Raw genomic sequence first — 23,614 nt, forward strand, 5'->3', positions numbered from 1 at the left:
ACCCGCACCATGCCCGACTCTTCGTTGCCCGCCGACCTGCCCCGTGACCTGCATTATGTGGATGACACCCAGCCTGGAATCCGCCGTAAAAAGCTGCGGGGCAAGTTTCAATACCTGGACGCAAAAGGCCAGCGCATTACCGATGCTGATGAAATAAAACGTCTGAACGCGCTGGCGGTACCGCCCGCCTACACCGATGTGTGGATCTGCGCCGACCCGCGCGGCCATCTGCAAGCCACCGGCCGCGACGCCCGTGGCCGCAAGCAATACCGTTACCACCCACGCTGGCGCGAAGTGCGTGACAGCGACAAGTATTCGCGGTTGCAGGCATTCGGCAGCGCCTTGCCAAAATTGCGCAAACAGCTGGAAGCCCAAATCGCCGAGCCCGGCTTTACCCGCGAAAAGGTGCTGGCCACGGTGGTGACGTTGCTGGACGCCACGCTGATCCGCGTCGGCAATACCCAATACGCCCGCGAGAATAAATCCTACGGCCTGACCACCCTGCGCAATCGCCATGTGGACATCAAGGGCAGCGAAATCCAGTTTCAGTTTCGCGGCAAAAGCGGTGTCGAGCACCAAGTGAGCGTCAAGGACCGACGCCTGGCCCGCGTGGTCAAGCGCTGCATGGAATTGCCCGGGCAGAACCTGTTCCAGTACCTGGACGAAGACGGTGAACGCCACACCGTCAGTTCCCATGACGTCAACGCTTACCTGCACGAACTCACCGGCGAAGACTTCACCGCCAAGGACTACCGCACCTGGGCGGGCACGGCGATGGCATTGGCGGTGTTGCGCGAGTTGGCGTGGCAGCCGGAGTCAGACGCCAAGCGGCACGTGGTAGGAATGGTCAAGGACGTGGCCAGGCAGTTGGGCAACACGCCCGCCGTGTGCCGCAAGTGCTACATCCACCCCGCGGTGCTTGAGCATTTCAGCCTCGGCGAACTGTCCAAACTGCCCAAGCCACGAGTGCGCAAGGGTCTGAAAGCCGAGGAAGTCGCCCTGGCGATGTTCCTGGAGAAGCTGGCCGAAGACTTGCCGCACAAAGCCAAGGTGGGTTAGCCTTTGCGCCCCTTCTGATTTACGGGACGAGCGCCGACGTGAACAACTAAGCCTTCCAGAATGTATCCGCAACGAGCCGCCTGGCGCGCTTGTTGGCCTGTTCGACATTTTTTTGGAGGTGCTGATGACTGACGTCAACCGGCTGCCCGTTCTTGTTTCCCTGCAACATGTGTCTTTCCAGTTCGCCAATGGCGAAACCTTGCTGGAGGACGTGAACCTGTCCATTGATCGCACCCACACCGGCATCGTCGGGCGCAATGGCCGTGGCAAAAGTATCCTGGCGAAGTTGATGGCCGGCATCCTGCAACCGTCTTCAGGCACATTGAAAAGACCACTCAGCCTGATCTATGTGCCCCAGGCGTTGACGATTCAAGCGGGAGAAACTGTCGCCCATATCACCGGCACCGCCCCTGCCCTGGCCGCCCTGGAGCGTATGGCACGCGGCGACGGCCGCCAGGGCGATCTGGAACTGATCGATGATCGCTGGGACCTCGCAGAGCGCCTACGCCTGGCATTGGATGCCGCAGGCTTGCCAACACTCACCGCCGACACCCAGGCCGACCGACTCAGCGGCGGCCAACTGGCCAGGGTCGCGCTGATCGGAGCGCTGTTGGCGGCGCCGCAGTTGTTGATTCTGGACGAACCCAGCAACCACCTCGACAGCGCCGGGCGCGAGTGGCTGTTGCGCGAACTGGCTGATTGGCGCGGCGGCCTGGTGGTGGTCAGCCATGACCGCCAATTACTCGACACCATGGCGCGCATCATCGAATTATCGCCCCTTGGCGTTCAGGTGTATGGCGGCAACTACGCTGCCTATCGACAGCAACGCGATACCCAACAGCACGCCGCTATCGCCGCATGGGAACATGCGCGCCAGGAACGTAGCCGTGAGCGTCGGCGCTTGCAAAAAGACCATGACAGCCTCCAGCGCCATGCTGCGCGCTCACGCAAGCAGGCCGAGACCGCCAACGTCGACCGTTTTACCAAGGCCCGCTGGAAAAGCGCAGCCAAGGAAGTCGTCAGCACGGTGCGCAGTGCCCACCACGATCACAAACACCAACTCGACGCCCAGGTGCGCCAAGCCTACGCGCGCGTAGTGGATGAGACGCCGACCCTGCTCGCCTTGCCAGGCTCGGCAGTACCCAACGGCCGGCAGGTCCTGACTCTGGAACGTGCGCAATTGCCCTGGCTCGACCCCAAGGCGTCGGGCACCTACCTGACGATCAGCCTGTCGGGGGCCGCACGCGTTGCCGTACGCGGGCCGAACGGTTGCGGTAAATCCACCCTGCTCAAATTACTCGCAGGCCAGTGGCAGGCGATCAGTGGCGGGTGCACAGTGGCGGTGCCCAGCGCTTATATCGATCAGCAGTTGGCGTTGCTGGATGACCGGTGCAGCGTTGTCGAGCAGCTCAACCTGCTCGACACGCCGTTGGCCGAAGCCGAACTGCGCACGCGCCTGGCGCTGCTGCAGCTGGATGCTTCGCGGGTCACGCGGCCGACCGGGCAACTCAGCGGTGGCGAGCGCTTGAAAGCCGCCATGGCCGTTGCCTTGTGGCGTGATACACCAGCGCAATTGTTGCTCCTGGATGAACCCACCAACCACTTGGACCTGGAGTCGGTGCTTGCCTTTGAGCAGGCCTTGAAGGGATTTACCGGCGCGATGCTGGCCGTGTCACACGACCCTGCATTCTTGCAGGCGATCGAGCCGACTCATCATCTGACCTGGCACCCCACAGGCTGGCAACTGGAACGTGCCTGAAGTCATTGCGCATACACGCAAAGCGTCCTACGGTAGTGGCCGAATAATCTCATCGTGGAACCCAGCCCCATGCTGCCTTCGTCCCGCAAGCCTTACACCAATGCCACGCTCGCCCATCGCCAGCGCTGGCGTGGCCGCGTGGGCTTGATGCTGGTGGCCTGCCTGTCGGTGCTGGCGGGCATGACCGATGCCATTGGCTTTATGGCCAGCGGCGATTTCGTCTCGTTCATGAGCGGCAACACCACGCGCCTGGCGGTGGCCATCAGCGCGGGTGACCTGGGGCTCACCGGGCGTCTGGTGTTGCTGGTTGCCACCTTTGTGGTCGGTAATGCCTTGGGTGTGGTGGTCAGCCGTTTCAGCAAGCGCCACGCACTGCCGTTGTTGCTGTGCATCGGCGCCTTGCTCTGCGGCGCGGCGCTGTTGCCGGCGACCGACACCTTGCCCGCGTTGCTCGCGGCAATTATTGCCATGGGCATGCTCAACGCGGCGGTCGAAGAAGTGAACGGATTACCCGTGGGGCTCACTTACGTCACCGGGGCGCTCTCACGCTTTGGTCGCGGGCTGGGGCGCTGGGTAATGGGCGAGCGTCGCAATGGTTGGCGCGTGCAATTGATTCCGTGGGCCGGAATGTTTGTCGGTGCCGTGATCGGCGCACTGCTGGAGCAGCAAATGGGACTGCGCGCACTGTGGGTCAGTGGTGCATTGGCGGGGTTATTGGGGCTGGTGACATTGATGATTCCGCGGCGCTGGCACTTGGGTTTTATGCCGCGTTGAGGCTGAACAAAGAGGTGCTCGCTCGACGTTTAAGCCTCGACATCCGTGTACCGGTAAAGAGCCATAACGTCGAGCGAGCGATTGAATCATAAGGCAATGCCCGGCGGCTGTCCCGCCAGGCGTTTCGGAATCGGGTCAAGGCAAGGTATTACAGACAAGTGGCAAGCGCTGCCAGGCGACGTTTGGCTGGCATGTTGTCCTCCACGGCATAGTATTTGACGGTAGAACCCGCCCCTGTGCTTTGTATGTCAACAAAGTAGTCGCCGGCCGTGGTGTAGACGGTGTAGCCACCTGCCTCGGTGGGCTCCTTGAAACCGCCGGCATCAACGCCGAACACGCGCTCATCCTGCCAGCCGAACTGAATGCACTGGGCGACCACCAGGGTGGCCTTGTCCGATGCCAGGGTTTTATAGGGGCTGCCTGCACGCGCCTCTTTCATCTTCGAGCCCGCGCAACCGGCCAGTGCGGCCAGTACCAATGCGCCGATTACCATCTTGAACATGCCTGTGCTTCCTTGGAAAAACCGTGACTCTACCACTGTGCCGCGGCCAACTGACGCGCCCATGAACTTTGTTTCACTGTGACGGGCCAACCCGCCGTCTATAGTGGCCAAGCTCATTTTTTGGAAGTCTCCCTTCTGCCCGCCCTCCCGCGGGCTTTTTTTTGCCCTGGCGTCAGAACCACCAGCGAAACAGATAGAACAGCGCCATGCTCAACAGCACAGTGATCAGCACACTGCGCGTCCAGAACATCAAGGCCACGGCGCAGATACCTGCGAGCAAGTAAGGGTTGCTCGGGCTCAGGTTGAGCCGGTGATCTGCCAGGAAAATAATCGGCCCGCAGATCGCCGTAAGCATCCCCGGCACGGCAAAGCCCAGGAACTCACGGGCGCCACGATTAAGCCTCACCGGCAAACGTGGCTCGATAAACAGGTAGCGGTTGAAAAACACCACAAGGCCCATGGCCACAATCATCAGGTAAATCATCGCTGCCCAACTCCCAATCGCTTGCAGGCAAAACCTGCGCTCATCCCCAGTACACCCGAGACCACTACCGCCGACTCCCAGTGCAAATAACTCAACCACACCGAACACAGCAGCGAGATCGCGAGGCACACCACGGTCGGCACATCGCGCACCACCGGAGTGATCAGGGCGATAAAGGTTGCGGCAATGGAAAACTCCAGCCCCAGCTGATCAAGGCCCGGAATGCTTTTGCCCAACACAATGCCGGCCAGGGTGAAGAGGTTCCAGATGATGTAAAACGTCAGGCCGACGCCCAATGCGTACCAGCGATTGAAGGTCTGGCGGTCATAGTGGTTGACCAGGGCAAAGAATTCATCGGTCAGCAGGAAACCCAGGCTCATGCGCCACCGGACATTGAGCGACGACAGCGTGGGACGCATGTGCATGCCATAGAGCAGATGCTGGGAGGTCAGTAACAAAGTGGTGAGTACGATGGATATCAGGCTGGCACCGCTCTTGACCATGCCGATGGCCACCAACTGCGCCGCACCGGCAAACACGATGGCAGACAAGCCTTGGGCTTGCAGCGGGGTAAATTGCGCATCGATGGCCATGGAGCCGGCGAGCAACCCCCACGGGGCGCAGGCAAGAGACAAGGGAATAACGGCGATGGCGCCGCGAGTGAAGGCGTAATGAGGTAATGCAGTGGGCATGGAAACGGCTCATCGACGGACAGTCGATAAGCATGCCAGTGCAATCAGGGGCTTGTCTTGAACGATCTTGCTCAGGCGAGCCTCACCGAAACCTGCTCCACCGAATCCCGCGCTTCACGCAGTTCGTACGCGTCCTGGTTCAGCCGGTGGATGGTGTTGAGCAGGCGCTGGCGCAGCACTTCGTCACCGAGTTTTTCCACGGCGCGCATCAGGTCGAACGCCGCGGTTTCGTTATTTTCCGCGACGGAATCCAGGGTCTTGCGCAGGTTGCGAGTGGCACGGGTCACGCGGGTTCTTCCTTCATCAGCAATGAGCAGGCACTGTAGGACCTTTGTGTTTCATTTTAATTTCAAACAGTTGTGGCTGTTTCACGGGCATTTGATCCACATCAACTGAAACAGGATTTGACCGAAACATATGGAAATACGTATATTAGAATAACCATATATGGATACCCTGATCATGTCGGATCTCCTCTCTCCTCCCACCCTGTTCAAGTGCCTGGCTGATGCCACCCGCGCTCGGATGACCCTATTGATCCTGCGCGAAGGCGAACTTTGCGTATGCGAACTGATCCATGCCTTGGACGATAGCCAGCCGAAGATCTCCCGTCATCTGGCGCAACTGCGCAGTTGCGGGCTGCTGCTGGACCGCCGTCAAGGGCAATGGATCTACTACCGCATCAACCCGGCACTGCCCGCCTGGGTCACACAGGTGTTGGACACCACCCTGCAAGCCAACCAGCCATGGTTGCAGAACGACGCGCTGCGTCTGGATGCAATGGGCGACAGACCACAACGGGCCAGCACCTGCTGCTGAGCCATCGGAGCGTTTATTCATGCTTGTCGCAATTGCGATTTTCCTCGTCACCATCGTACTGGTCATCTGGCAGCCCAAGGGCCTTGGCGTGGGCTGGAGTGCCAGCCTGGGCGCGATCCTGGCCCTGGGTTGCGGGGTGATCAGCCTGGCGGACATCCCGGTGGTGTGGCACATCATCTGGAATGCCACCGGTACCTTCGTCGCACTGATCATCATCAGCCTGTTGCTGGACGAAGCCGGCTTCTTTGCCTGGACAGCCCTGCATGTGGCGCGTTGGGGGCGTGGCCGCGGACGGCGGTTGTTTGCCTATATGGTGCTGCTGGGTGCGCTGGTGTCGGCGCTGTTTGCCAATGACGGTGCGGCGTTGATTCTCACGCCCATCGTGATGTCGATGCTGCTGGCCCTGCGTTTTTCACCGGCAGCGACCCTAGCATTCGTCATGGGCGCGGGGTTTATCGCCGATACGGCGAGCCTGCCATTGGTGGTATCGAACCTGGTAAACATCGTCTCGGCTGATTATTTCAAGATCGGCTTCAACGAATATGCCGCCGTGATGGTGCCGGTGAACCTGGTCAGCGTGGCCGCGACCCTGGCAGTGCTGCTGTGGTTTTTCCGCCGGGACATTCCCCAGACCTACGACCCGGCCGACCTGGAAGACCCCGCCAGTGCCATCCACGACCCCGCGACGTTCCGCGCCGGTTGGTGGGTACTGGGTATTCTGCTCATCGGCTGTTTCGCCCTGGAACCTCTGGGCATTCCCATCAGTGCGATTTCCGCCGTCTGCGCCGTACTGCTGCTGGTGATTGCCGCCAAGGGCCACAAGATTTCCACACGTAAAGTCCTCAAGGAAGCGCCCTGGCAGATCGTGATCTTTTCCCTGGGCATGTACCTGGTGGTGTATGGGCTGCGTAACGCCGGCCTGACCGACTACCTGGCCACCTGGCTCGACACTTTCGCCACCTATGGTGTGTGGGGCGCGGCTATGGGCACCGGGGTGCTGACGGCGCTGCTCTCATCGGCGATGAATAACCTGCCGACGGTGCTGATCGGCGCACTCTCCATCGAGTCCAGCCATGCTGTGGGCGTGGTCAAGGACGCAATGATCTACGCCAATGTGATCGGCAGCGACCTGGGCCCGAAAATCACCCCCATAGGCAGTTTGGCCACCTTGCTGTGGCTGCATATCCTGGCACGCAAAGGCATCACTATCACTTGGGGTTACTACTTCAAGGTCGGAATCGTGCTGACTTTGCCGGTGCTGTTGATCACCCTCGCTGCCCTCGCCTTGCGCCTGAGCGTTTAAAGGAGCCTGCAATGAAAGTGCTTTTCATGTGTACCGCTAACAGTTGTCGCAGTATTTTGTCCGAAGCCATGTTCAATCATATGGCGCCTGAGGGCTTCGAAGCGATCAGCTCCGGCAGTTTCCCCAAGGGCCAGGTTTTGCCCCGCAGCCTGAGCACGCTGCAGGCAGCCGGCATCAGCACCGAAGGTTTGTACAGCAAGGGCAATGACGCCTTTGAAGGCAGCCCGCCGGATGTGGTCATCACGGTGTGCGACAACGCGGCCGGGGAAGCTTGCCCTGTGTATTTCGGTGCGGCGGTGAAGGCGCATTGGGGGTTGCAGGACCCTTCCCACGTGCAGGGTGATGAAGCCCAGGTAGACGCTGCATTCAAGGCCACCCTCGACATTATTGCCGCTCGCTGCGAGGCGTTTTTTGCGCTGCCATTTGCCAGCCTCGGCGCGGATGAATTGAAGGTTGAACTTGAGCGTATAGCCTCAATGTGGGAGGGGGCTTGCTCCCGATAGCGGAGGGTCAGCTACAGATGAGCTGACTGACACACTGCTATCGGGGGCAAGCCCCCTCCCACATTTGGATCGTGGACCATTAAAATCTGCATGGTTTCTTAACCCTGCGCTGACGTATGCTTTCGCACTTTCCTGAAAGGACACGGGCATGCTGTCGATCTTTGTCTATGCGCTGGTATTCGGTTTTGTGTTTTGCCTGTCTCCTGGCGCGGTGCTGGCAGAGACCCTGCGTCGCGGCTTGCTGCATGGTTTCACACCGGCCCTGATGGTGCAGTTTGGTTCCCTCGTAGGCGATGCAGTCTGGGCAGTGATCGGCCTCACCGGTATCGCACTGCTGATTCAGCATGATGCGGTGCGAGTGCCACTGACGATCTTCTGCGCGCTGTACCTGGCCTGGCTGGGCATCCGCAGCCTGATTGATGCCTGGCAGTTACCCGCAACCGACAACGTCCCTGCCAGCTCAGGCAAAAATGCGTTGGCCGTAGGCGCGGCGATCTCCCTGGCCAACCCGAAGAATATTGTCTACTGGGGCGCCCTGGGCAGCGCCCTGTCCGGCATCGTCGGCGCAACCCCCAGCCAGGGGCAGACCCTGATGTTTTTTGCCGGATTCATGCTGGCGTCGGTGCTCTCGTGTTTTCTCACCGCCGCGTTGGTGAATCTGCTGCGCAAGAACGCATCACCGACCTGGCAACGCGTGAGTTATGCGGCGTGCGGTTTAGTATTGATCTATCTGGCGATACTCGCCGCGCAAGGTATATAAAGTTATCTGGCCAGTCACTTGCACATGCCTCTTGTCTGAACAAACTCTGAACGCGGACTAATTTAGTTAATCATGCGTTGACATTCTGTAACGCTCTGAGTAGATTGCCCGTGCCCGCAACTGGGGCCTTTTTTAAACCTCACAAAAGAAGCCAATGGACACAGTATCTAGTCGCTGTCCGAGCACTGCATTTGCGGGCATCGGGCGCCAAACCCAGAATATGACAGGACTCGCCTTCCAGGTCCGGTAAGCTGCGCTAGAGCTCGATGCTCCACCGTAACTGCCTCACCGGTCGCGTGTCCGGTCCCGAGGTGTGTTATGACCTTCCAACTCATTGCTTTACCCGATGTACCTACACTGGCCGCAGCCTTGCGCGCCAAGCTGTGCCGCGAGCCCGTGGGCTTCAGGCCAACCCGCCCGGCCTTTGCTGCACCCTCCTCCCAAGTACGCCCGGTACCGCCGCTGGCGCACTGGCGTATCTGCCCTGACAGCGGCCAACTGGTGCAGCACTGGGATCACGCCGACCCTCAAGACCCACAGAGACCCAAGGTTTCCCGCCTGGCGCAAGCCAGCTTGATGCTCGGTCTTTACGTGAGCGCTCGCGCCGCCTGACCTGGCTGGAAACAACAACTTTCTTATTGACGCCCTGGAGTTCTTTATGAACAAGTCCAGTAGGAGCCCGCTGCGCGCAAGTTAATTAATGCGCTGTTAGCGGGCATTGTAGAAGTTACCTGAACACTTTATTTAAACCGATCGCGAAGTCCGCGGCTCGGCATGCTTTCGCTCGCCTGTATGCAGGTAAGTACCGGGTATGTTTTGTCGAGAATTGGCGACAGGAGTACAGACAATGAGCGCCGTAAAAAACACGCCTCTGCACAAGAAAAATGGCACCGCTGCCGACACCAAGCTGTCGATGCGCGCCGCCCGTGAAGCCCAGAATGGCCTGGCGGCCACCCTCGCCAATGTACGAGCCACCCAGGACGGCCTGACCGAACTGGACGCCTCAGCGCGTCTGCAACGGGAAGGCTATAACGAAGTCGCCCATGACAAGCCGCCACACGCCATCGTCCAGTTCCTGCAGGCACTGAACAACCCGTTCATCTACGTGCTGTTGACCCTGGGCGGCATCAGCTTTGTCACCGACTATTGGTTGCCACTGCAGGCGGGTGAAGAAGTCGATCTGACCAAAGTCATCATCATCATGACCATGGTGTTGCTCAGCAGCCTGCTGCGCTTCTGGCAGGAACACCGCTCGGCCAAATCCGCCGAGGCCCTGAAGGCGATGGTACGCACCACCGCCACCGTGCTACGTCGCGAACAGGTCGGCGCCCAGCCCACTTTGCGCGAAGTGCCGATGCGCGATCTGGTGGCCGGCGACATCGTGCAGTTGTCGGCCGGCGACATGATCCCCGCCGACATCCGCCTGATCGAGTCACGCGACCTATTTATCAGCCAGGCCGTGCTGACCGGTGAAGCCTTGCCGGTGGAGAAGTACGACACCCTGGGCGATGTCACGCAAAAATCCGCCTCCAACCTCGCCGCCGACCAAGGCAATCTGCTGGACCTGCCGAACATCTGCTTTATGGGCACTAACGTGGTGAGCGGCCGCGCCAAGGCGGTGGTGGTGGCTACCGGACCGCGCACTTACTTCGGCTCCCTGGCCAAGGCGATTGTCGGCTCGCGGGTGCAAACCGCCTTCGACCGTGGCGTGAACAGTGTCAGTTGGCTGCTGATCCGCTTCATGTTGGTGATGGTGCCGATCGTGTTCTTCCTCAATGGCTTCTCCAAGGGGGACTGGGGCGATGCCTTCCTGTTTGCCCTGGCGGTAGCCGTCGGCCTGACCCCGGAAATGCTGCCGATGATCGTCAGTGCCAACCTGGCCAAAGGCGCTACAGCCATGGCCAAGCGCAAAGTGGTGGTCAAGCGCCTCAACGCGATCCAGAACTTCGGTTCAATGGATGTGCTGTGCACCGACAAGACCGGCACCCTGACCCAGGACAAGATCATCCTTGAGCATCACGTCAACGCCTTCGGCCAGCGCGACGACGCGGTGCTGTCCCTGGCCTGGCTCAACAGCTTTCACCAGAGCGGCATGAAGAACCTGATGGACCAGGCCGTGGTGCAGTTCTCGGCGCAAAACCCCAAGTTCCAGGTGCCATTTGCCTACAGCAAGGTCGATGAATTGCCCTTCGACTTTGTACGCCGTCGCCTGTCGATCGTGGTCAAGGATGCCGCCGGTGACCAGTTGCTGGTGTGCAAAGGGGCCGTGGAAGAGATGCTGAGCATTTCAACCCACACCCTGGAAGACGGCGCCGCCGTACCCCTGGACGATCGCCGTCGCGAGGCACTGCTGGCGATTGCCAACGACTACAACGAAGACGGTTTCCGGGTACTGGTGGTCGCAACCCGCCATATCCCCAAGGCATTGGCGCGTCAGCAATACACCACTGCCGATGAACGCAACCTCGTGATCCAGGGCTTCCTGACCTTCCTCGACCCGCCGAAGGAAACCGCGGGCCCGGCAATTGCCGCGCTGCAACAGATTGGCGTGGCGGTCAAAGTGTTGACCGGCGACAACGCGGTGGTCACCAGCAAGATCTGCCGCCAGGTTGGCCTCGAACCCGGCCAGCCGCTGCTGGGCGTGGAAATCGAAGCCATGGACGACGCCACCCTGCTGCGCCGCGTGGAAGAACGCACGGTGTTCGCCAAGCTGACACCGCTGCAAAAATCCCGTGTGCTCAAGGCGCTGCAAGCCAACGGCCATACGGTGGGCTTTCTCGGCGACGGCATCAACGATGCACCGGCGCTACGGGATGCCGACGTGGGTATTTCGGTGGACAGCGGCACGGATATCGCCAAGGAGTCGGCCGACATCATCCTGCTGGAAAAGAGCCTGATGGTGCTGGAAGAAGGCGTGCTCAAGGGCCGCGAAACCTTCGGCAATATCATGAAGTACCTGAACATGACCGCCAGCTCCAACTTCGGCAACGTGTTCTCGGTGCTGGTAGCCAGTGCGTTCATTCCGTTCATGCCGATGCTGGCGATCCACCTGCTGCTGCAGAACCTGATGTACGACATCTCCCAATTGGCTCTGCCGTGGGACAAGATGGACAAGGAGTACCTGGCCAAACCGCGCAAGTGGGATGCAAAAAATATCGGCCGCTTCATGATCTGGATCGGGCCGACCTCATCAATCTTCGACATCACCACCTTTGCCCTGATGTGGTACGTGTTCTCGGCCAACAGTGTGGAAATGCAGACGCTGTTCCAGTCCGGTTGGTTTATCGAAGGGCTGCTTTCGCAAACCCTGGTGGTGCATATGCTGCGCACCCGCAAGATTCCGTTCTTCCAGAGCACGGCCGCATGGCCGGTGTTGATGATGACCTGCATTGTGATCGCCTTGGGCATCTACGTGCCGTTCTCGCCGCTAGGCACCCTGGTGGGTCTGCAACCGCTGCCGATGGCGTACTTCCCATGGCTGGTAGGCACCCTGCTGGCTTACTGCTGCGTCGCTCAACTGATGAAAACGATCTACATCCGCCGCTTCAAGCAGTGGTACTGATCCCCCGCCATTCAAACGGTGGTGGTCGCCCGGCCGCCACCGCGCAATACAAGGATGCTCCCTATGCGCGTCTTGATCTGTGCAGGTCGTCATTACGCCGACACCAAAAAGTCCCGCCACGTGCTGGACGCTTACCACCGCCTGCACCCAGTGCAGGTGTTGATCCACGGCGGCAACCAGTTCCTCGGCAGCGAGATCGAGGAATGGGCGCGGGAAATCGGTATAGACGTGGTGCGCTACCCACCCAATTGGCAGCGCCACGGCAAGCAGGCGGAACGCCAGCGCAACCACTTCATGCTGGCCGACAGCCGCCCCGACCTGATCATCGCCCTGCCCGGCGGTGACGATACCTCGGAGTTGGTCTGCCAGGCCAAAGCCAGCGGCATTTCGGTGCTGACCGTAGAAAGCTGAATTCAAGCGAGGTGCACCATGCACACCCCACACAACCCGAAGCACCCGGACGGGTTTGCCAAATATCGCGCGCGCCATTTGCGCAGGGCGCGTCCCACCCTGCTGCTCTTGCCACCGGCCAAGCGCCGCGCCTTGCAGCGCAACCTGATCTTTATCGGCGTGACGCTGGGCACGCTGTTAATCCTCGCCCTGGTTTCCAAGGCGAATGCTGCCGGCGGCGCCTACGTGGTGGATGATGGCGCGATCAATGCGCCAGGCGAATGCAACATCGATGCCTGGCACACCGCCAATCGGCACGCAGGCAGTACGCACAACGAAACCTTGTCCCCGGCCTGCACGTTCAGTGGTATGCCATGGGTGCAGTGGGGCGCGGCGTTATCGCGGGCCACTGACGCGGGAAAGGGCGAAACGCAAGTCAGCCCACAGGTGAAGGCGCAGTTGTTGTCGCGAGAAGACTTGGGGCTGGAGCTGGCAATCGCCGCCGGGGCGCACATTGCCCTCGATCGTCAGCACGCATTCGACGGCGCTGACTTCAACCTGCCGTTAACGTGGCAGGCCATGGATGCATTGCGCCTGAACCTGAATGCCGGCTGGAACCATGCCTATAACGACGGCGCGCAACAGCACCGCCTGACCTGGGGCATGGGTTTCGAATACCAGCTTGCGCAGGTGTTGACGTTGATTGGCGAACGCTATGGCCAGGAAGGCGGTGAACAAGCATGGCAGGCGGGGCCGAGATTCCACGTCGGCAAGTTTGTCGACGTGGACCTGGTGGTCGGGCGCAGTTTGACTGGGGACCGTGCCCAGTGGCTGACCACTGGGGCTACTTTCAGGTTCTAGGCCTTGGCCTGTTGCTCCAGGTGTACCTGCAACTGGGGGTCGATTTGCAGCTGCCCGGCCAGATCGTCCAGGTAGTTGCGCTCGGCGTCCTGCTGATCATTAACCAGCAGGACGCTGGCCAGGTAAATCTCCGAAGCGATTGCTGGGTCCTTGGCATATTCAGCGAAATCTGCGGCATCCAGTGGCTTGGCGACTTCGGCGTCGAGCCACTGCTGCAGTTGTGGATCGTCGGTATGACGGCCGATCTCGGTAGAGATCATCTTTTTCTCTTGCTCATCGATCCTGCCGTCCGCCTTGGCTGCTGCGATCATTGCACGCAGTACGCCGTGGCTATGGGCTTCGGCTTCAGGCCCTTCAAGCTGGTCAACGGTCTGGATGGCTTGCTGCGGCGCAGTCGCCTGCTGACGTTGCCACGCTTGATACGCCTGGAAGGCGGCCATGCCGAGGGATGCCAGCGCCGCGTAATTCATTCCGCCGCTGCTACGCGTCTGGGTCGTGCCGCCTGCCGGAGCGCCGCCCAACAAGCCACCCAGGCCACCCAGTAAACCACCCAAGCCGCCACCGGCTGATGCATTGCCGGTACCGGCGTTTTTCAACAAACCTCCAAGCAATCCGCCCAGGCCGCCGCCCGAAGCGCCGCCGCCTTGCTGCCCTGCTCGCCACAGTTGTTCCAGTAGATCGCTGGTATTCATGGTGTCGCCCTCCCGGGGCGCAATAATGGCGTTTATCAAACATAGTTCGCCTGCGATGGAACACCATGACCGCCGGGCGGGCAAGCTTTATGATGTCGCCACCATGCCGTCAAGGGAGAACCGCGGTGAACCGCATCGAGCATATTGGGTTGATGGCCCACTACAATCAATGGATGAACCGTAAGGTCTACGCCGCCGCCGGCACCTTGACCGACGCGGAGTTGACGGTGGATCGCCAGGCGTTTTTCGGCTCGATCCTCGGCACCTTGAACCACCTGATGCTGGGCGACACAGTCTGGCTCAAGCGCTTTGCCGAACATCCGGCGGGCTTTCGCGCGTTGGCACCGTTGAGTGACATCCCTACACCGGTGGATCTCAAGCAATTGGCCTTTGCCAACTTGAGTGAACTGTCAGCCCATCGCGCCTGGCTGGATCAATTGATCATTGATTGGGCCAACACGCTGCAGGAGTCTCATCTGGACCAGCGCCTGCGCTACCACAACATGCGCGGCGTGGCAGGCGAGAAGCCCTTCTTCAGCCTGCTGGTGCACTTTTTCAACCACCAGACCCACCACCGGGGCCAGGTGACAACACTGCTGACCCAGGCTGGCGTGGACGTGGGTACTACCGACCTGCTGGCACTGATTGACTGAACGCGGGCACAGCGCATTACACAAATCTTGTGGGAGCGGGCTTGCTCGCGAATGCGGTACGTCAGGCACTGAGCCAGTTACTGAAGCACCGCTTTCCCGAGCAAGCCCTCTCCTTTACTTCACCTTGCTGCTCAACGTTTCCACACTGCGCTTCAAATCATCCAGGCCGCGCTTGAGGCCGGCGATTTCGTCTTTCTGCCGATCTAACGTATTTTTCTGCTCATCCACCGTGCGCTTGAGACTCGACAACTGGCTATCACTGCTGCTGGAACTCGACCCGTCTTTACGCTTGAACTCGTCAAATGCACGGTCTTGGCCATCCACTTTAGTTTTCAGGCTTTGCAGCTCGCTTTCGCTACGCTTTTGCGCCGCTTGCAACGCCTCGATATCGCCGACGGAAATACTCGACGACTTCAACACATAGGTATTGCCCGCCTCTACCGAGGCGCCCGTCAATCTGTCTGTCGACGATGCACTGAACTCTCCCCACCGCACCGCACTCGCCGCCTGCGCCGGGCCAGCTATCGCCGCACCCAACAGCCCCACCACGCCTGCAGCCATCATCCAAGAACGCCTACGGACACTGAGCATCAACTGACTCCTTTGCGATTTGCCGGGATGGCATGTCGCTATGACTGTCATTTATGAGGCGTGTTCCTGCGGCGCAAGCATTCATCAGGACTTAACCCAAAGGCCCTGTAGATCACTGATCTGCCACGCTTTTTCATCGGTATCTTTATGCAGGAAAGCGCGCTTCGAGGTTGCGCCGAAGCGACAGGATCTATATATTCCCAACCCTGCTACACCGCGCTACCGCCCGAATGGCGAAACTGGTAGACGCATGGGACTTAAAATCCCCCGCTCGTAAGGGCGTCCCGGTTCGATTCCGGGTTCGGGCACCATAGATATCAAGGGCTTGCCAGGGAAACCTGAGCAGGCCCTTATCTTTTCAGCTCCGCAATTCTCTCTAAGCTCTACGAAAACCAACTGGCTCTAGAAACTTCCATCATTGAGTTGCCGAGCCGGGTGGAAGCAGCGAGGGCTAAAGTGCTTATTTACTCCAGATTGAATACTAGGCAATGGGCCTATGCGAAAGAACTCGAGTGAATAACAACTATTTCAAAATCTTATTTAACCATTCGTCAGAATCGACGCGTTGGCAAGGTAATGACACCTTGCATTTCCCGCCTGTAGGCTTGACTGCGGAAGCAGGTAGAACAATATACATGCAACAAATTACATTTTACTTGGAGTCCAGCATTGAGCTGGACTCCAGTATCAATTGAATATGGCGCCAGCGAGTTAACCTAACTACGGATTTTCTGTAGCAGTGGCAAGTCTGCAGCTTTATTTTAAATAGGGAGCCAACTCATGGAATTTAAAATCCAAAAGGAATGCAAATATGGCTATCACAATCACAAACGGCGCAAGCAGAATTGTCAAGGTTGCAGTAAGTGCATGGCATACTGATACAAACCCCAGTGAGGACTACTACCCAATAGAGCAAGGTAATAGCGACACGTGGACGCGTAGCGATTCAAGAGGCTATTTAATGGTCGTCCAAGGTCTAGCAAAGACAAACGAGTACTACATTTCCTCCAGCAGCAAAATCGTTATCGAGGATGACCGTGTCAAAGATCACGGCCAATCTATTAGCCCACTAACGTCTGTAAATGCCTGATGTGTGTCGGTAAACGCATGTAGAGGTCACTCAAAACAGGAGACGGCCGAGAAAATTCATGCCCGGGCCGGAGTTGCCAACCCGACACATTAGTAAGTATTGGCACGTCCTCTTCAGTATTTTGGAGCTTCTATAGTTCCCCAATCTACGGGGTTTTTAAGAGTGGAGGCCAAGTTTTTTTGCAAGAGCAATCTACGGGCGAGTGAGATCAAATCGTTCGTTCGCTTTCGTTGTTATCTCGAAGCGAGAGCAATGCCAGGCAGAAGACAGCTGCATGACCGATCTCTACACACTGACCAGCTAACTGACCGAGTCAGCATGAGAGGGGATCTGACCGTGATCAATATATTGAGGACGAGCCATCAATAGGCCACCACACTACTTAACCGCCTCTTGGATGCACCTTGAGAACCGTGAATTACCGCCCCGCAATAAAATCAGTCAATTGACTCACCAACCCAAGGTGTTTTAATAATTTTTAAGAATATATCAACAAGTTATATACCATATTTAATTTTTAAATAACACTAAACCCATAAGTCCTTTATAAATGACTACCACAACAAGAAGGCAACGAAAACGTGATAAGCATATAACACTTCAAATCAATGGACACGAAGGAATGTACTCGTATGACTATCTTGGCGAAAAATCTTGTTAGCCCACTCACCACTTCGGCGCAGCTGCGAACAAGTGAAGATTACCAGGCACTCTATAATTTTTCACACACCTATGATCGAGGAGGATTTAATTCCTCACAGGGCAAGCCGTCTTACACTATTGCGCAGGCCGCGGATGAAATAACTCGAGGAGGTTACTATTGGGGTGACAACGACCACAATGGGAAATACAACTTCACCTACAGCTTTCTGACTTCAGAAAGTCAAGCATACGCCTCCGAGAATGTTTCTGGCTTCAGCGCATTCAACGCTCAACAGAGATCCCAGGCAGCCCTTTCGTTCCAATCCTGGTCGGACGTCGCCAACATTTCATTCATCGAATCCAGAAGCGGAGGCGACGCACATATATCACTGGGTAATTATAGTAACGACCTGCAGCATGGAGGTGCCAGGTCGGCTTTCGCCTTTTACCCTAATAACAGCGGAAATAGCGATGCGTTGTTTTATACCAATCAAAACTATCAAGAAAATTTAACACCGGCAAACGGCAATTACGGTCGTCAAACCTTGACCCATGAAATTGGTCACACGCTTGGACTGCAGCACCCAGGTTCGTACGACGCCAGTGTGGGTCAACCGTCGTATTCGGATGCGAAATATGCCGAAGATACACATGCTTACTCCGTGATGAGTTACTGGAGCGAGAGCAACACCAACCAGAACTTCAGTAAAGGTGGTGTCGAAGCCTATGCTGCCGGCCCGCTGATCGACGACATCGCCGCGATCCAGAAGCTCTACGGTGCCAACTACAGCACTCGCGCCGGTGACACGACCTACGGGTTCAACTCCAATACCGGGCGTGATTTCTACAGTGCCAGCTCCAATACCGACAAGCTGGTGTTCTCGATATGGGACGGTGGCGGCAACGACACCCTGGACTTCTCTGGCTTCACTCAAAACCAGAAGATCAACCTCACTGCCACCTCGTTCTCCGATGTTGGCGGCCTGGTCGGCAACGTGTCGATCGCCAAGGGCGTCACCGTCGAAAACGCCTTTGGTGGCGCCGGCAACGACCTGATCATTGGTAACCAAGTCGCCAACCTCATCAAAGGCGGGGCCGGTAACGACCTCATCTACGGCGGTGGCGGCGCAGACCAATTGTGGGGCGGCGCCGGCAGCGACACGTTCGTGTACGGTGCCAGTTCCGATTCCAAACCAGGGGCTGCGGACAAGATCTTTGACTTCACCTCGGGCTCCGACAAGATCGACCTGTCGGGCATTACCAAAGGTGCGGGCTTGAGCTTCGTCAATGCATTTACCGGCCATGCCGGCGATGCTGTGCTGAACTATGCCTCGGGTACCAACCTGGGCACCTTGGCTGTGGACTTCTCCGGGCACGGCGTGGCGGATTTCCTCGTCACCACCGTTGGCCAGGCAGCCGTCAGCGACATCGTGGCGTGATACAAAGCGCGGCGCTTCGTGCGCCGCGCTCAGTGATTGGAAAGGAGCTCACGATCAAATACTCAGTTCTACCCATGCAGCTGCGCCCCACTATTGCTGCAATGTGGAGCGGCTGCACTTCTCCCTAGTTGATTTCGGTTACGAAATTTTCGCGAGAGCGCCGTACTTTTTTCAGGTTTACCAGCCAGTCAGACTCTGCTGCCCGATACCCCAAAGGCAGGAGCACCACACTGCGCAGATGCCTGGTTCCCAGTCCCAGAATCTCATCGACAGCCGATGGGTCGAACCCTTCCATGGGCGTCGCATCGACTTGCTCGGATGCCGCGGCGATTAAAGCCGAGCCCAGGCCGATATAGGCTTGGCGCGCAGCCGCTTGATAGTTGGCCTCCTGTCCACGCTCGGCGACTATACCAAGGAGCATTTGACGGTAGTCTTCCCAACCCTGGTTGACAGTAGCTCGTACCGTATTGGTCAGGTCAAACATCATGTTGACACGCTCAGGCGTGATGTCATCCCAGGCGGCGAACACCAGTAAATGAGAGCAGTCGGTCACCTGGGACTGATTCCAGCTGACCGCCTTAATCTTTTCGCGAATTTGCGGATTGGTCACCACCAGCAATTCAAATGGCTGGAGCCCGCTCGACGTCGCCGTCAGTCGTACCGCCTCCAGGATTCGCTCCAGCTTTTCAGCAGGTATTGTCTTGGACGAATCGTAACTTTTCGTCGCATAACGCCAATTCAGCAACTCGGTTATTTTGCTCATTCTTCACATTCCACGTAGGTCAACGGTGTTTATCCAGCCCAATCCGATTACCTTCCGGATTACGCTGCGGCTTATACTGCGGATTAAAGTCAACTTGAAGGTCAAGCAAAAAATGAAGATAGGCGAGATTGCGCGACGTACCGGCCTTGCTGCTTCAGCAATACGCTACTACGAGGAGCAAGGCCTGCTGGACGCCCCCACGCGCGACATGAACAACTATCGCTATTACAGCGAGTCCACCATTAAACGCCTGGAAGTCGTGATCCACGCGCAAAGGCTGGGGTTTTCCCTCGACACCATTCGTGGCCTTTTCCTTCATGACGGGAGCTGCTCCAAATCCCTCACTCTGGAACAGATCAATGTACGTCTGGAGGAGATACAGCAAATCGAAGCCACACTAAAAGTGCAGCGTGAGGAGTTGTTGATGCTGCAACAAACCCTTGAAGAAAGCCTTCGTACTGGCATCGCACCGGGATTGGATTGCCCGCGCAGCGCTGAGCGATCAAGGCCTGATCGAGCCGTAGTCATGCGAAGCAAGCACATGATGGCTACCGGCAAGTGAGGAAAACGCGATACTGCGGGATATAGATTGCTATAAAACGATAAGCAAGAAAAAACCCCACAGCATCAGCGATCCTGTGAGGTTTTACCGCCAACTGTACCGATGCCGCATCAAACCACGCTGATCATCTCTGCGCTCAGCTGTGCCGCATTGAACCCCACCAGGGTGACACTGCTGTCCCCCGCCAGAATCACGCTGTCACTGCCGTTCTGGGTGGTGGACCCGATTACAGCATCGGCGCTCGCAAACAACGACTTGGCGAACACCAGCAGATCATGCCCGTTCTGATGGATGTTGAAGTCGCTGATCACGTCGTGGCCGAACCCGCGCTGATCGAACACAAACAAGTCGCTGCCCACGCCACCACTGAGCTGGTCATTGCCCTGCCCGCCGATCAAAACATCATTACCGCTGGCGCCATACAGCGAGTCGTTACCCATGCCGCCCAGCAACGTGTCGTTGCCGTCACCGCCGTGCAGCAGGTCATTGCCGGCGCCACCGTCGAGCCGATCATTGCCGTTCTGGCCGAATATCAGGTCGCGTGCTGCAGTGCCTTTCAGGGTGTCGGCCAGTTGGCTACCTTCAATGGATCTGGCGTAAGCCTTGTCGGCGCCGAACAGGCCATCGAAATCCAGCTTGCCGTTGGTGACCGTATAAGACGGCGTCAGCGTCTGCCCGATACCGCTGAAGATGCCACCGATAACAGGCAGTTGACCGAGCGTGTTGGCAAGGCCCGTTTCGAACTCGACATGCTCTACGCCATGCAGTTCTTTAAGGCCGTATTGGCCGCTGCTATCGTTCAAAAACAACGTACCGTCGCTCAGTTTCACGGCTTCGTAGGCGGACGCCGTACCTTTGAGAAAGACTTTGTCATCGCCTGCACCGCCAGCAACGATATCGGTACCGGTACTGACCCGGAAACTGTCGTTACCACTGAACCCGTCGAGGAAGTCATCGCTGCGACCATCCTGCAGCTTGTCTGCACTGTCGGTGCCCAGCAGGAAGGCCGGTGTACCGTAATGGTTGGAGGTGGCGGTCTGTTTGTCGCTGACCCAGGTGAAGCTGCGGCTGATCGCGTCGAGGTTGCTGATCACGATGGTGCTATCGCGCTCGATGTAATCGTAGAACGTCGACTGGGCGATGCGCTGGATGGGGTTGATAAAAATACCTTCGAGGTGCGCGGCCCATCCTGACAAGTTGGCGATGGAAAACGGACCGTTGGGCCAGGTTGGCAGGGCGTAGATCGTATCGAACAGCACAATATTGTCGGTCGTCGAGGTGTAACTGGCGTCACTCCCCTGAAGAGCGTCGATGATGGCGCTTCCCACGTTGGTTTCCTGACCGGTGAGGCGGTGCACCACATCGTTTTCAAAACCGAAGTTGTAGATTCCGTCGCTGTTGCTGGACTTGGGTGACTCCATGCCAAAGTAGTCCGAATCCTTGAAGAAACCGTCTGCCAGCGTGTCTTTGCCGATATACATACTGTTAGTGACTGAACCACCCTGGCTGTAGCCGGTTACCAGCACATCCTTGCCGCTCAGGTTGTGGCCTATCGCGTAATCCTTGATTGAATTGAGCAGGTACTCATAGCCGTTGATATACGAGTTATCGATCATGGCCGGCCAGCCCAGCAGATCAGTCAGGGAGTTGGTGCCGGCAATGGAAAACCCCATTTTCAGCAATTGACCACTGTCATCGTATTGACCAAACACCCTGGCCTGGGAACCGAACACGCCATCGCCGGTGAAGCTTCCGGTGATATCGGTGTGACTGCTATCAACGCTCAGTTCATTGGCGCCGATTTCACGCCAGCCTTTGGGCAATGCAAAGGTGTTGCCCTCCCCCAGTACCGCACCTGGAAGGTTGTAGAGCGCGCCTACGGTCGCGACACCGCTGGTGTAAGTGGCGAGGTTCCAGGCATCTGAAATCAGCACACGGGCATCTTGACCCTTGTAATCGAATATAGCCATGTCAGTACTCCTTGAGCCCAGCGATCAACACCGAAGTCGACGGTAATAACTGATACGTCGGGCTAAACAATATGCATTGAAGTTGTTGTTGTGCATTCTGTTCAGGCTGCTTCTTTTCTTAATATCGACTTTTACCATTAAGGAAGCTTGTCAACATTAGCGTAGAAACATTGCCGTACATCGACCGACTATCGGATTGTAAGGAGCTGTTATTAAGCACCCATACAAAAAAAGCGCCGGGAGCGCTATTTAACAAACAATAAGTGGGCGTTTGTTTTTTACGTGACTAATGGGTCAGGACTAATTAAACCCGCCGCGCGCGTTATGGATGACTTACTCAACCCAATAACGATCCAATATCAAATAGCGATGCAGATAACACTCGCCCTCAGGAAGAAAAAACTTCAGCACCTTGTCGCGCCGGCTTTTGATATCGGGGCACTTGCTGCCTGGCCAATTGCGCCTGCACGCCCGCGACAGCTTCAAGTACTCTCTGCGCCCACTGCCCATCCTGCGGGTCAACCACGACCACACGAAAGCCATGTTCATGACCTTCTATGCGCACGCCCTCGGAATCATCCACGTGTAAATCGATATCGAAGGCCGACGGAAGCTTTGACGGCGTGTTCAACAGCCCGCGCGCGTTGAGGGCTTGGTTATGCACGACGCTGTTCACCACGCCATCGACGCGTATGCCGTACAGCATCAGCCAACGCCTGATATACGAAGGCGCCCGGCCTGACGAGGTGTAAACCCAGATGCTGCACCCCTGGCGCCGTAGCTCCCGGGTCAGGGAGCGGGTGCCGACACGCAGCGGCTCGCCCCACCAGCGATGGACGCAGGCCGGCAACCAGCTGCTTTCCACGGGGGAATGATCAAGTTGGCAGGCCAGGGTGTCGTCGATATCAAACGAGATCCGTACGCGTGGTCGGGTGAGCAGACGCGTGGACAGGGCTTGAACGAGTAGGTTGGCGGACGTTCGGCATTTGCCCGCAAAGGTTTGATACCTGCTCATCATTGGCCTCCCTGATAGATTGGTTGCGGTGCGTCGCTCAAGAAAAACACACCCGGATCAGGCGCTTGTTCCTCCAGGAACGCGGCGTACTTTTTCTTGATCTTGGGCAATTCATACAGGGCCTTCACCCCATGTTTGGCCGAGTTGCGGATCACCGAGGAGGGGTTGAAGTAGCCTTCGGCGTTTTCGAGTGTCAGCACGAACGGCGGCAACCCTGCACGCATCAGCAGGTAGCTGACGATCAGCGAGCCACTGCGGTTATTACCTTCGATGAACAATTGCGGTTTGCTGAGGATGCGTACATACACACCTGCTGCACGCTTCCACACCGATTCACTGCGGTAGGCGCAGTACCAATTGAACAAGTCCTTGATGCCACCCTCAACGTTGTTGAAGAAGTGCTCCTCGGTTGCGGCCAGGTGTTGCGCGTATTCCAGGCGGCGTGCCGGATCTCGACCACAGAGCACCGTGGCGTTGATCTCCAGCATCAGGTCAAGGTGGTGCAGATCAAACAGGTCCACGCCCTGGGCGACGTAGTCGTCAACCAGCGCATAACCTGCAAGCACATTCTCCAACACCTCGTCCGTCAGCGGGTCCCGCGGCTCGGTAAACTGCGTGCTGAGCTGGGCAAAGCGGCTCTGCACCTTACGCAGGGCGCGTTCAATCGCTGGCAAATCTAGACGATGCGTTACAGGCATTGGCATTCCCGAGAAGACGTTGGCGCAGGTG

Annotated in this window: 25 protein-coding genes and 1 tRNA gene; 16 read left to right on the top strand and 10 right to left on the bottom strand. The window is 57.8% G+C overall.

The window, feature by feature from the left end; genetic code table 11:
• Positions 1-9: 9 nt before the first annotated feature.
• The 3 genes from J1G33_RS15270 to J1G33_RS15280 all read left to right on the top strand — a co-directional run bounded on the left by J1G33_RS15270 (position 10) and on the right by J1G33_RS15280 (position 3,592).
• Positions 10-1,059, top strand: coding sequence for a DNA topoisomerase IB (locus J1G33_RS15270; RefSeq protein ID WP_005788182.1), 1,050 nt, complete (start codon positions 10-12; stop codon positions 1,057-1,059).
• A gap of 124 nt (positions 1,060-1,183) precedes the next feature.
• On the top strand, positions 1,184-2,818 hold the full coding sequence (locus tag J1G33_RS15275) for an ABC-F family ATP-binding cassette domain-containing protein (RefSeq protein ID WP_223018343.1): 1,635 nt from the start codon (positions 1,184-1,186) through the stop codon (positions 2,816-2,818).
• Positions 2,819-2,887: 69 nt separating this feature from the next.
• Positions 2,888-3,592, top strand: coding sequence for a YoaK family protein (locus J1G33_RS15280; protein ID WP_032875504.1), 705 nt, complete (start codon positions 2,888-2,890; stop codon positions 3,590-3,592).
• A gap of 148 nt (positions 3,593-3,740) precedes the next feature.
• Here J1G33_RS15280 and J1G33_RS15285 read toward each other — a convergent pair whose 3' ends face one another.
• The 4 genes from J1G33_RS15285 to J1G33_RS15300 form a co-directional block, all read right to left on the bottom strand.
• Entirely contained in the window at positions 3,741-4,094 is a 354-nt protein-coding gene (locus tag J1G33_RS15285) for a hypothetical protein (protein ID WP_005788175.1), read from the bottom strand.
• Between the two features lie 172 nt (positions 4,095-4,266).
• Positions 4,267-4,578: an AzlD domain-containing protein gene (locus J1G33_RS15290; protein WP_005788173.1), complete on the bottom strand. Its 312-nt coding sequence runs from the start codon at positions 4,576-4,578 to the stop codon at positions 4,267-4,269.
• Positions 4,575-5,270 carry an AzlC family ABC transporter permease gene (locus J1G33_RS15295; RefSeq protein ID WP_223018344.1) on the bottom strand — a complete coding sequence of 232 codons (696 nt, stop codon included), beginning with the start codon at positions 5,268-5,270 and terminating at the stop codon, positions 4,575-4,577. Before J1G33_RS15295 ends, J1G33_RS15290 begins: the two co-directional genes overlap by 4 nt.
• 71 nt (positions 5,271-5,341) lie before the next feature.
• On the bottom strand, positions 5,342-5,557 hold the full coding sequence (locus J1G33_RS15300; protein ID WP_005788169.1) for a hypothetical protein: 216 nt from the start codon (positions 5,555-5,557) through the stop codon (positions 5,342-5,344).
• A gap of 175 nt (positions 5,558-5,732) precedes the next feature.
• On the opposite strand from J1G33_RS15300, the gene J1G33_RS15305 reads away from it, so the two are divergent.
• From J1G33_RS15305 to J1G33_RS15340, 8 genes are all read left to right on the top strand, one after another.
• Positions 5,733-6,089 (top strand): metalloregulator ArsR/SmtB family transcription factor, encoded by a 357-nt coding sequence (locus tag J1G33_RS15305; protein ID WP_078821421.1) that lies wholly within the window; start codon positions 5,733-5,735, stop codon positions 6,087-6,089.
• 19 nt (positions 6,090-6,108) lie between these two features.
• A complete protein-coding gene (locus J1G33_RS15310; protein ID WP_103735133.1) occupies positions 6,109-7,392 on the top strand; it encodes an arsenic transporter in 1,284 nt (427 codons plus the stop codon).
• Between the two features lie 11 nt (positions 7,393-7,403).
• Complete coding sequence (locus J1G33_RS15315) at positions 7,404-7,895, top strand: arsenate reductase ArsC (RefSeq protein WP_032875512.1); 492 nt, start codon at positions 7,404-7,406, stop codon at positions 7,893-7,895.
• A 148-nt stretch (positions 7,896-8,043) separates the two neighbouring features.
• The gene (locus J1G33_RS15320; RefSeq protein ID WP_103735132.1) at positions 8,044-8,655 is read left to right on the top strand and encodes a LysE family transporter; all 612 of its coding nucleotides are present in this window, start codon (positions 8,044-8,046) and stop codon (positions 8,653-8,655) included.
• Between the two features lie 318 nt (positions 8,656-8,973).
• Positions 8,974-9,267, top strand: coding sequence for a hypothetical protein (locus tag J1G33_RS15325; RefSeq protein ID WP_148854601.1), 294 nt, complete (start codon positions 8,974-8,976; stop codon positions 9,265-9,267).
• A gap of 235 nt (positions 9,268-9,502) precedes the next feature.
• Complete coding sequence (gene mgtA, locus J1G33_RS15330; RefSeq protein WP_032875522.1) at positions 9,503-12,217, top strand: magnesium-translocating P-type ATPase; 2,715 nt, start codon at positions 9,503-9,505, stop codon at positions 12,215-12,217.
• Positions 12,218-12,280: 63 nt separating this feature from the next.
• Positions 12,281-12,628, top strand: a complete 348-nt coding sequence (locus tag J1G33_RS15335; RefSeq protein ID WP_005788155.1) for a DUF2493 domain-containing protein — start codon at positions 12,281-12,283, stop codon at positions 12,626-12,628.
• Positions 12,629-12,646: 18 nt separating this feature from the next.
• Positions 12,647-13,468 carry a hypothetical protein gene (locus J1G33_RS15340; protein WP_223018345.1) on the top strand — a complete coding sequence of 274 codons (822 nt, stop codon included), beginning with the start codon at positions 12,647-12,649 and terminating at the stop codon, positions 13,466-13,468.
• On the opposite strand, the gene J1G33_RS15345 is transcribed toward J1G33_RS15340, so the two are convergent.
• A complete protein-coding gene (locus J1G33_RS15345; RefSeq protein ID WP_223018346.1) occupies positions 13,465-14,160 on the bottom strand; it encodes a tellurite resistance TerB family protein in 696 nt (231 codons plus the stop codon). The two genes, J1G33_RS15340 and J1G33_RS15345, sit on opposite strands and share 4 nt — an antisense overlap.
• 125 nt (positions 14,161-14,285) lie before the next feature.
• On the opposite strand from J1G33_RS15345, the gene J1G33_RS15350 reads away from it, so the two are divergent.
• Positions 14,286-14,813, top strand: coding sequence for a DinB family protein (locus J1G33_RS15350; protein ID WP_223018347.1), 528 nt, complete (start codon positions 14,286-14,288; stop codon positions 14,811-14,813).
• 114 nt (positions 14,814-14,927) lie between these two features.
• Here the strand turns inward: J1G33_RS15350 and J1G33_RS15355 are convergent, their stop codons facing one another.
• A complete protein-coding gene (locus J1G33_RS15355) occupies positions 14,928-15,404 on the bottom strand; it encodes a hypothetical protein (RefSeq protein ID WP_223018348.1) in 477 nt (158 codons plus the stop codon).
• A gap of 224 nt (positions 15,405-15,628) precedes the next feature.
• Between J1G33_RS15355 and J1G33_RS15360 the strand changes: the two genes are divergently transcribed.
• The 3 genes from J1G33_RS15360 (at position 15,629) to J1G33_RS15370 (ending at position 18,575) form a co-directional block, all read left to right on the top strand.
• Positions 15,629-15,715, top strand: a tRNA-Leu gene (locus J1G33_RS15360).
• Between the two features lie 500 nt (positions 15,716-16,215).
• Entirely contained in the window at positions 16,216-16,494 is a 279-nt protein-coding gene (locus J1G33_RS15365) for a hypothetical protein (RefSeq protein ID WP_078821311.1), read from the top strand.
• 608 nt (positions 16,495-17,102) lie between these two features.
• Positions 17,103-18,575: a serralysin family metalloprotease gene (locus tag J1G33_RS15370; RefSeq protein WP_279309751.1), complete on the top strand. Its 1,473-nt coding sequence runs from the start codon at positions 17,103-17,105 to the stop codon at positions 18,573-18,575.
• Between the two features lie 124 nt (positions 18,576-18,699).
• Here the strand turns inward: J1G33_RS15370 and J1G33_RS15375 are convergent, their stop codons facing one another.
• Complete coding sequence (locus J1G33_RS15375; protein WP_032875538.1) at positions 18,700-19,338, bottom strand: NAD(P)H-dependent oxidoreductase; 639 nt, start codon at positions 19,336-19,338, stop codon at positions 18,700-18,702.
• Positions 19,339-19,432: 94 nt separating this feature from the next.
• Between J1G33_RS15375 and J1G33_RS15380 the strand changes: the two genes are divergently transcribed.
• On the top strand, positions 19,433-19,900 hold the full coding sequence (locus tag J1G33_RS15380; RefSeq protein ID WP_228308393.1) for a MerR family transcriptional regulator: 468 nt from the start codon (positions 19,433-19,435) through the stop codon (positions 19,898-19,900).
• Between the two features lie 110 nt (positions 19,901-20,010).
• On the opposite strand, the gene J1G33_RS15385 is transcribed toward J1G33_RS15380, so the two are convergent.
• The 3 genes from J1G33_RS15385 to J1G33_RS15395 all read right to left on the bottom strand — a co-directional run bounded on the left by J1G33_RS15385 (position 20,011) and on the right by J1G33_RS15395 (position 23,583).
• Complete coding sequence (locus tag J1G33_RS15385) at positions 20,011-21,870, bottom strand: calcium-binding protein (RefSeq protein WP_032875541.1); 1,860 nt, start codon at positions 21,868-21,870, stop codon at positions 20,011-20,013.
• Positions 21,871-22,258: 388 nt separating this feature from the next.
• Entirely contained in the window at positions 22,259-22,885 is a 627-nt protein-coding gene (locus tag J1G33_RS15390; RefSeq protein ID WP_032875543.1) for a hypothetical protein, read from the bottom strand.
• Complete coding sequence (locus J1G33_RS15395) at positions 22,885-23,583, bottom strand: hypothetical protein (protein WP_032880962.1); 699 nt, start codon at positions 23,581-23,583, stop codon at positions 22,885-22,887. Before J1G33_RS15395 ends, J1G33_RS15390 begins: the two co-directional genes overlap by 1 nt.
• Between the last annotated feature and the right edge of the window lie 31 nt (positions 23,584-23,614).

This window comes from Pseudomonas sp. P867 (assembly GCF_019891455.1).
Classification (GTDB): Bacteria; Pseudomonadota; Gammaproteobacteria; order Pseudomonadales; family Pseudomonadaceae; genus Aquipseudomonas; species Aquipseudomonas synxantha_A.

Bases quoted from the DNA above. Each gene is read 5' to 3' on its own strand.
- J1G33_RS15270 (WP_005788182.1), top strand. From the start codon at position 10: ATGCCCGACTCTTCGTTGCCCGCCGACCTGCCCCGTGACCTGCATTAT.
- J1G33_RS15275 (WP_223018343.1), top strand. From the start codon at position 1,184: ATGACTGACGTCAACCGGCTGCCCGTTCTTGTTTCCCTGCAACATGTG.
- J1G33_RS15280 (WP_032875504.1), top strand. From the start codon at position 2,888: ATGCTGCCTTCGTCCCGCAAGCCTTACACCAATGCCACGCTCGCCCAT.
- J1G33_RS15285 (WP_005788175.1), bottom strand. From the start codon at position 4,094: ATGTTCAAGATGGTAATCGGCGCATTGGTACTGGCCGCACTGGCCGGT.
- J1G33_RS15290 (WP_005788173.1), bottom strand. From the start codon at position 4,578: ATGATTTACCTGATGATTGTGGCCATGGGCCTTGTGGTGTTTTTCAAC.
- J1G33_RS15295 (WP_223018344.1), bottom strand. From the start codon at position 5,270: ATGCCCACTGCATTACCTCATTACGCCTTCACTCGCGGCGCCATCGCC.
- J1G33_RS15305 (WP_078821421.1), top strand. From the start codon at position 5,733: ATGTCGGATCTCCTCTCTCCTCCCACCCTGTTCAAGTGCCTGGCTGAT.
- J1G33_RS15310 (WP_103735133.1), top strand. From the start codon at position 6,109: ATGCTTGTCGCAATTGCGATTTTCCTCGTCACCATCGTACTGGTCATC.
- J1G33_RS15315 (WP_032875512.1), top strand. From the start codon at position 7,404: ATGAAAGTGCTTTTCATGTGTACCGCTAACAGTTGTCGCAGTATTTTG.
- J1G33_RS15320 (WP_103735132.1), top strand. From the start codon at position 8,044: ATGCTGTCGATCTTTGTCTATGCGCTGGTATTCGGTTTTGTGTTTTGC.
- J1G33_RS15325 (WP_148854601.1), top strand. From the start codon at position 8,974: ATGACCTTCCAACTCATTGCTTTACCCGATGTACCTACACTGGCCGCA.
- mgtA (WP_032875522.1), top strand. From the start codon at position 9,503: ATGAGCGCCGTAAAAAACACGCCTCTGCACAAGAAAAATGGCACCGCT.
- J1G33_RS15335 (WP_005788155.1), top strand. From the start codon at position 12,281: ATGCGCGTCTTGATCTGTGCAGGTCGTCATTACGCCGACACCAAAAAG.
- J1G33_RS15340 (WP_223018345.1), top strand. From the start codon at position 12,647: ATGCACACCCCACACAACCCGAAGCACCCGGACGGGTTTGCCAAATAT.
- J1G33_RS15345 (WP_223018346.1), bottom strand. From the start codon at position 14,160: ATGAATACCAGCGATCTACTGGAACAACTGTGGCGAGCAGGGCAGCAA.
- J1G33_RS15355 (WP_223018348.1), bottom strand. From the start codon at position 15,404: ATGCTCAGTGTCCGTAGGCGTTCTTGGATGATGGCTGCAGGCGTGGTG.
- J1G33_RS15365 (WP_078821311.1), top strand. From the start codon at position 16,216: ATGGCTATCACAATCACAAACGGCGCAAGCAGAATTGTCAAGGTTGCA.
- J1G33_RS15370 (WP_279309751.1), top strand. From the start codon at position 17,103: ATGGACACGAAGGAATGTACTCGTATGACTATCTTGGCGAAAAATCTT.
- J1G33_RS15375 (WP_032875538.1), bottom strand. From the start codon at position 19,338: ATGAGCAAAATAACCGAGTTGCTGAATTGGCGTTATGCGACGAAAAGT.
- J1G33_RS15385 (WP_032875541.1), bottom strand. From the start codon at position 21,870: ATGGCTATATTCGATTACAAGGGTCAAGATGCCCGTGTGCTGATTTCA.
- J1G33_RS15390 (WP_032875543.1), bottom strand. From the start codon at position 22,885: ATGAGCAGGTATCAAACCTTTGCGGGCAAATGCCGAACGTCCGCCAAC.
- J1G33_RS15395 (WP_032880962.1), bottom strand. From the start codon at position 23,583: ATGCCTGTAACGCATCGTCTAGATTTGCCAGCGATTGAACGCGCCCTG.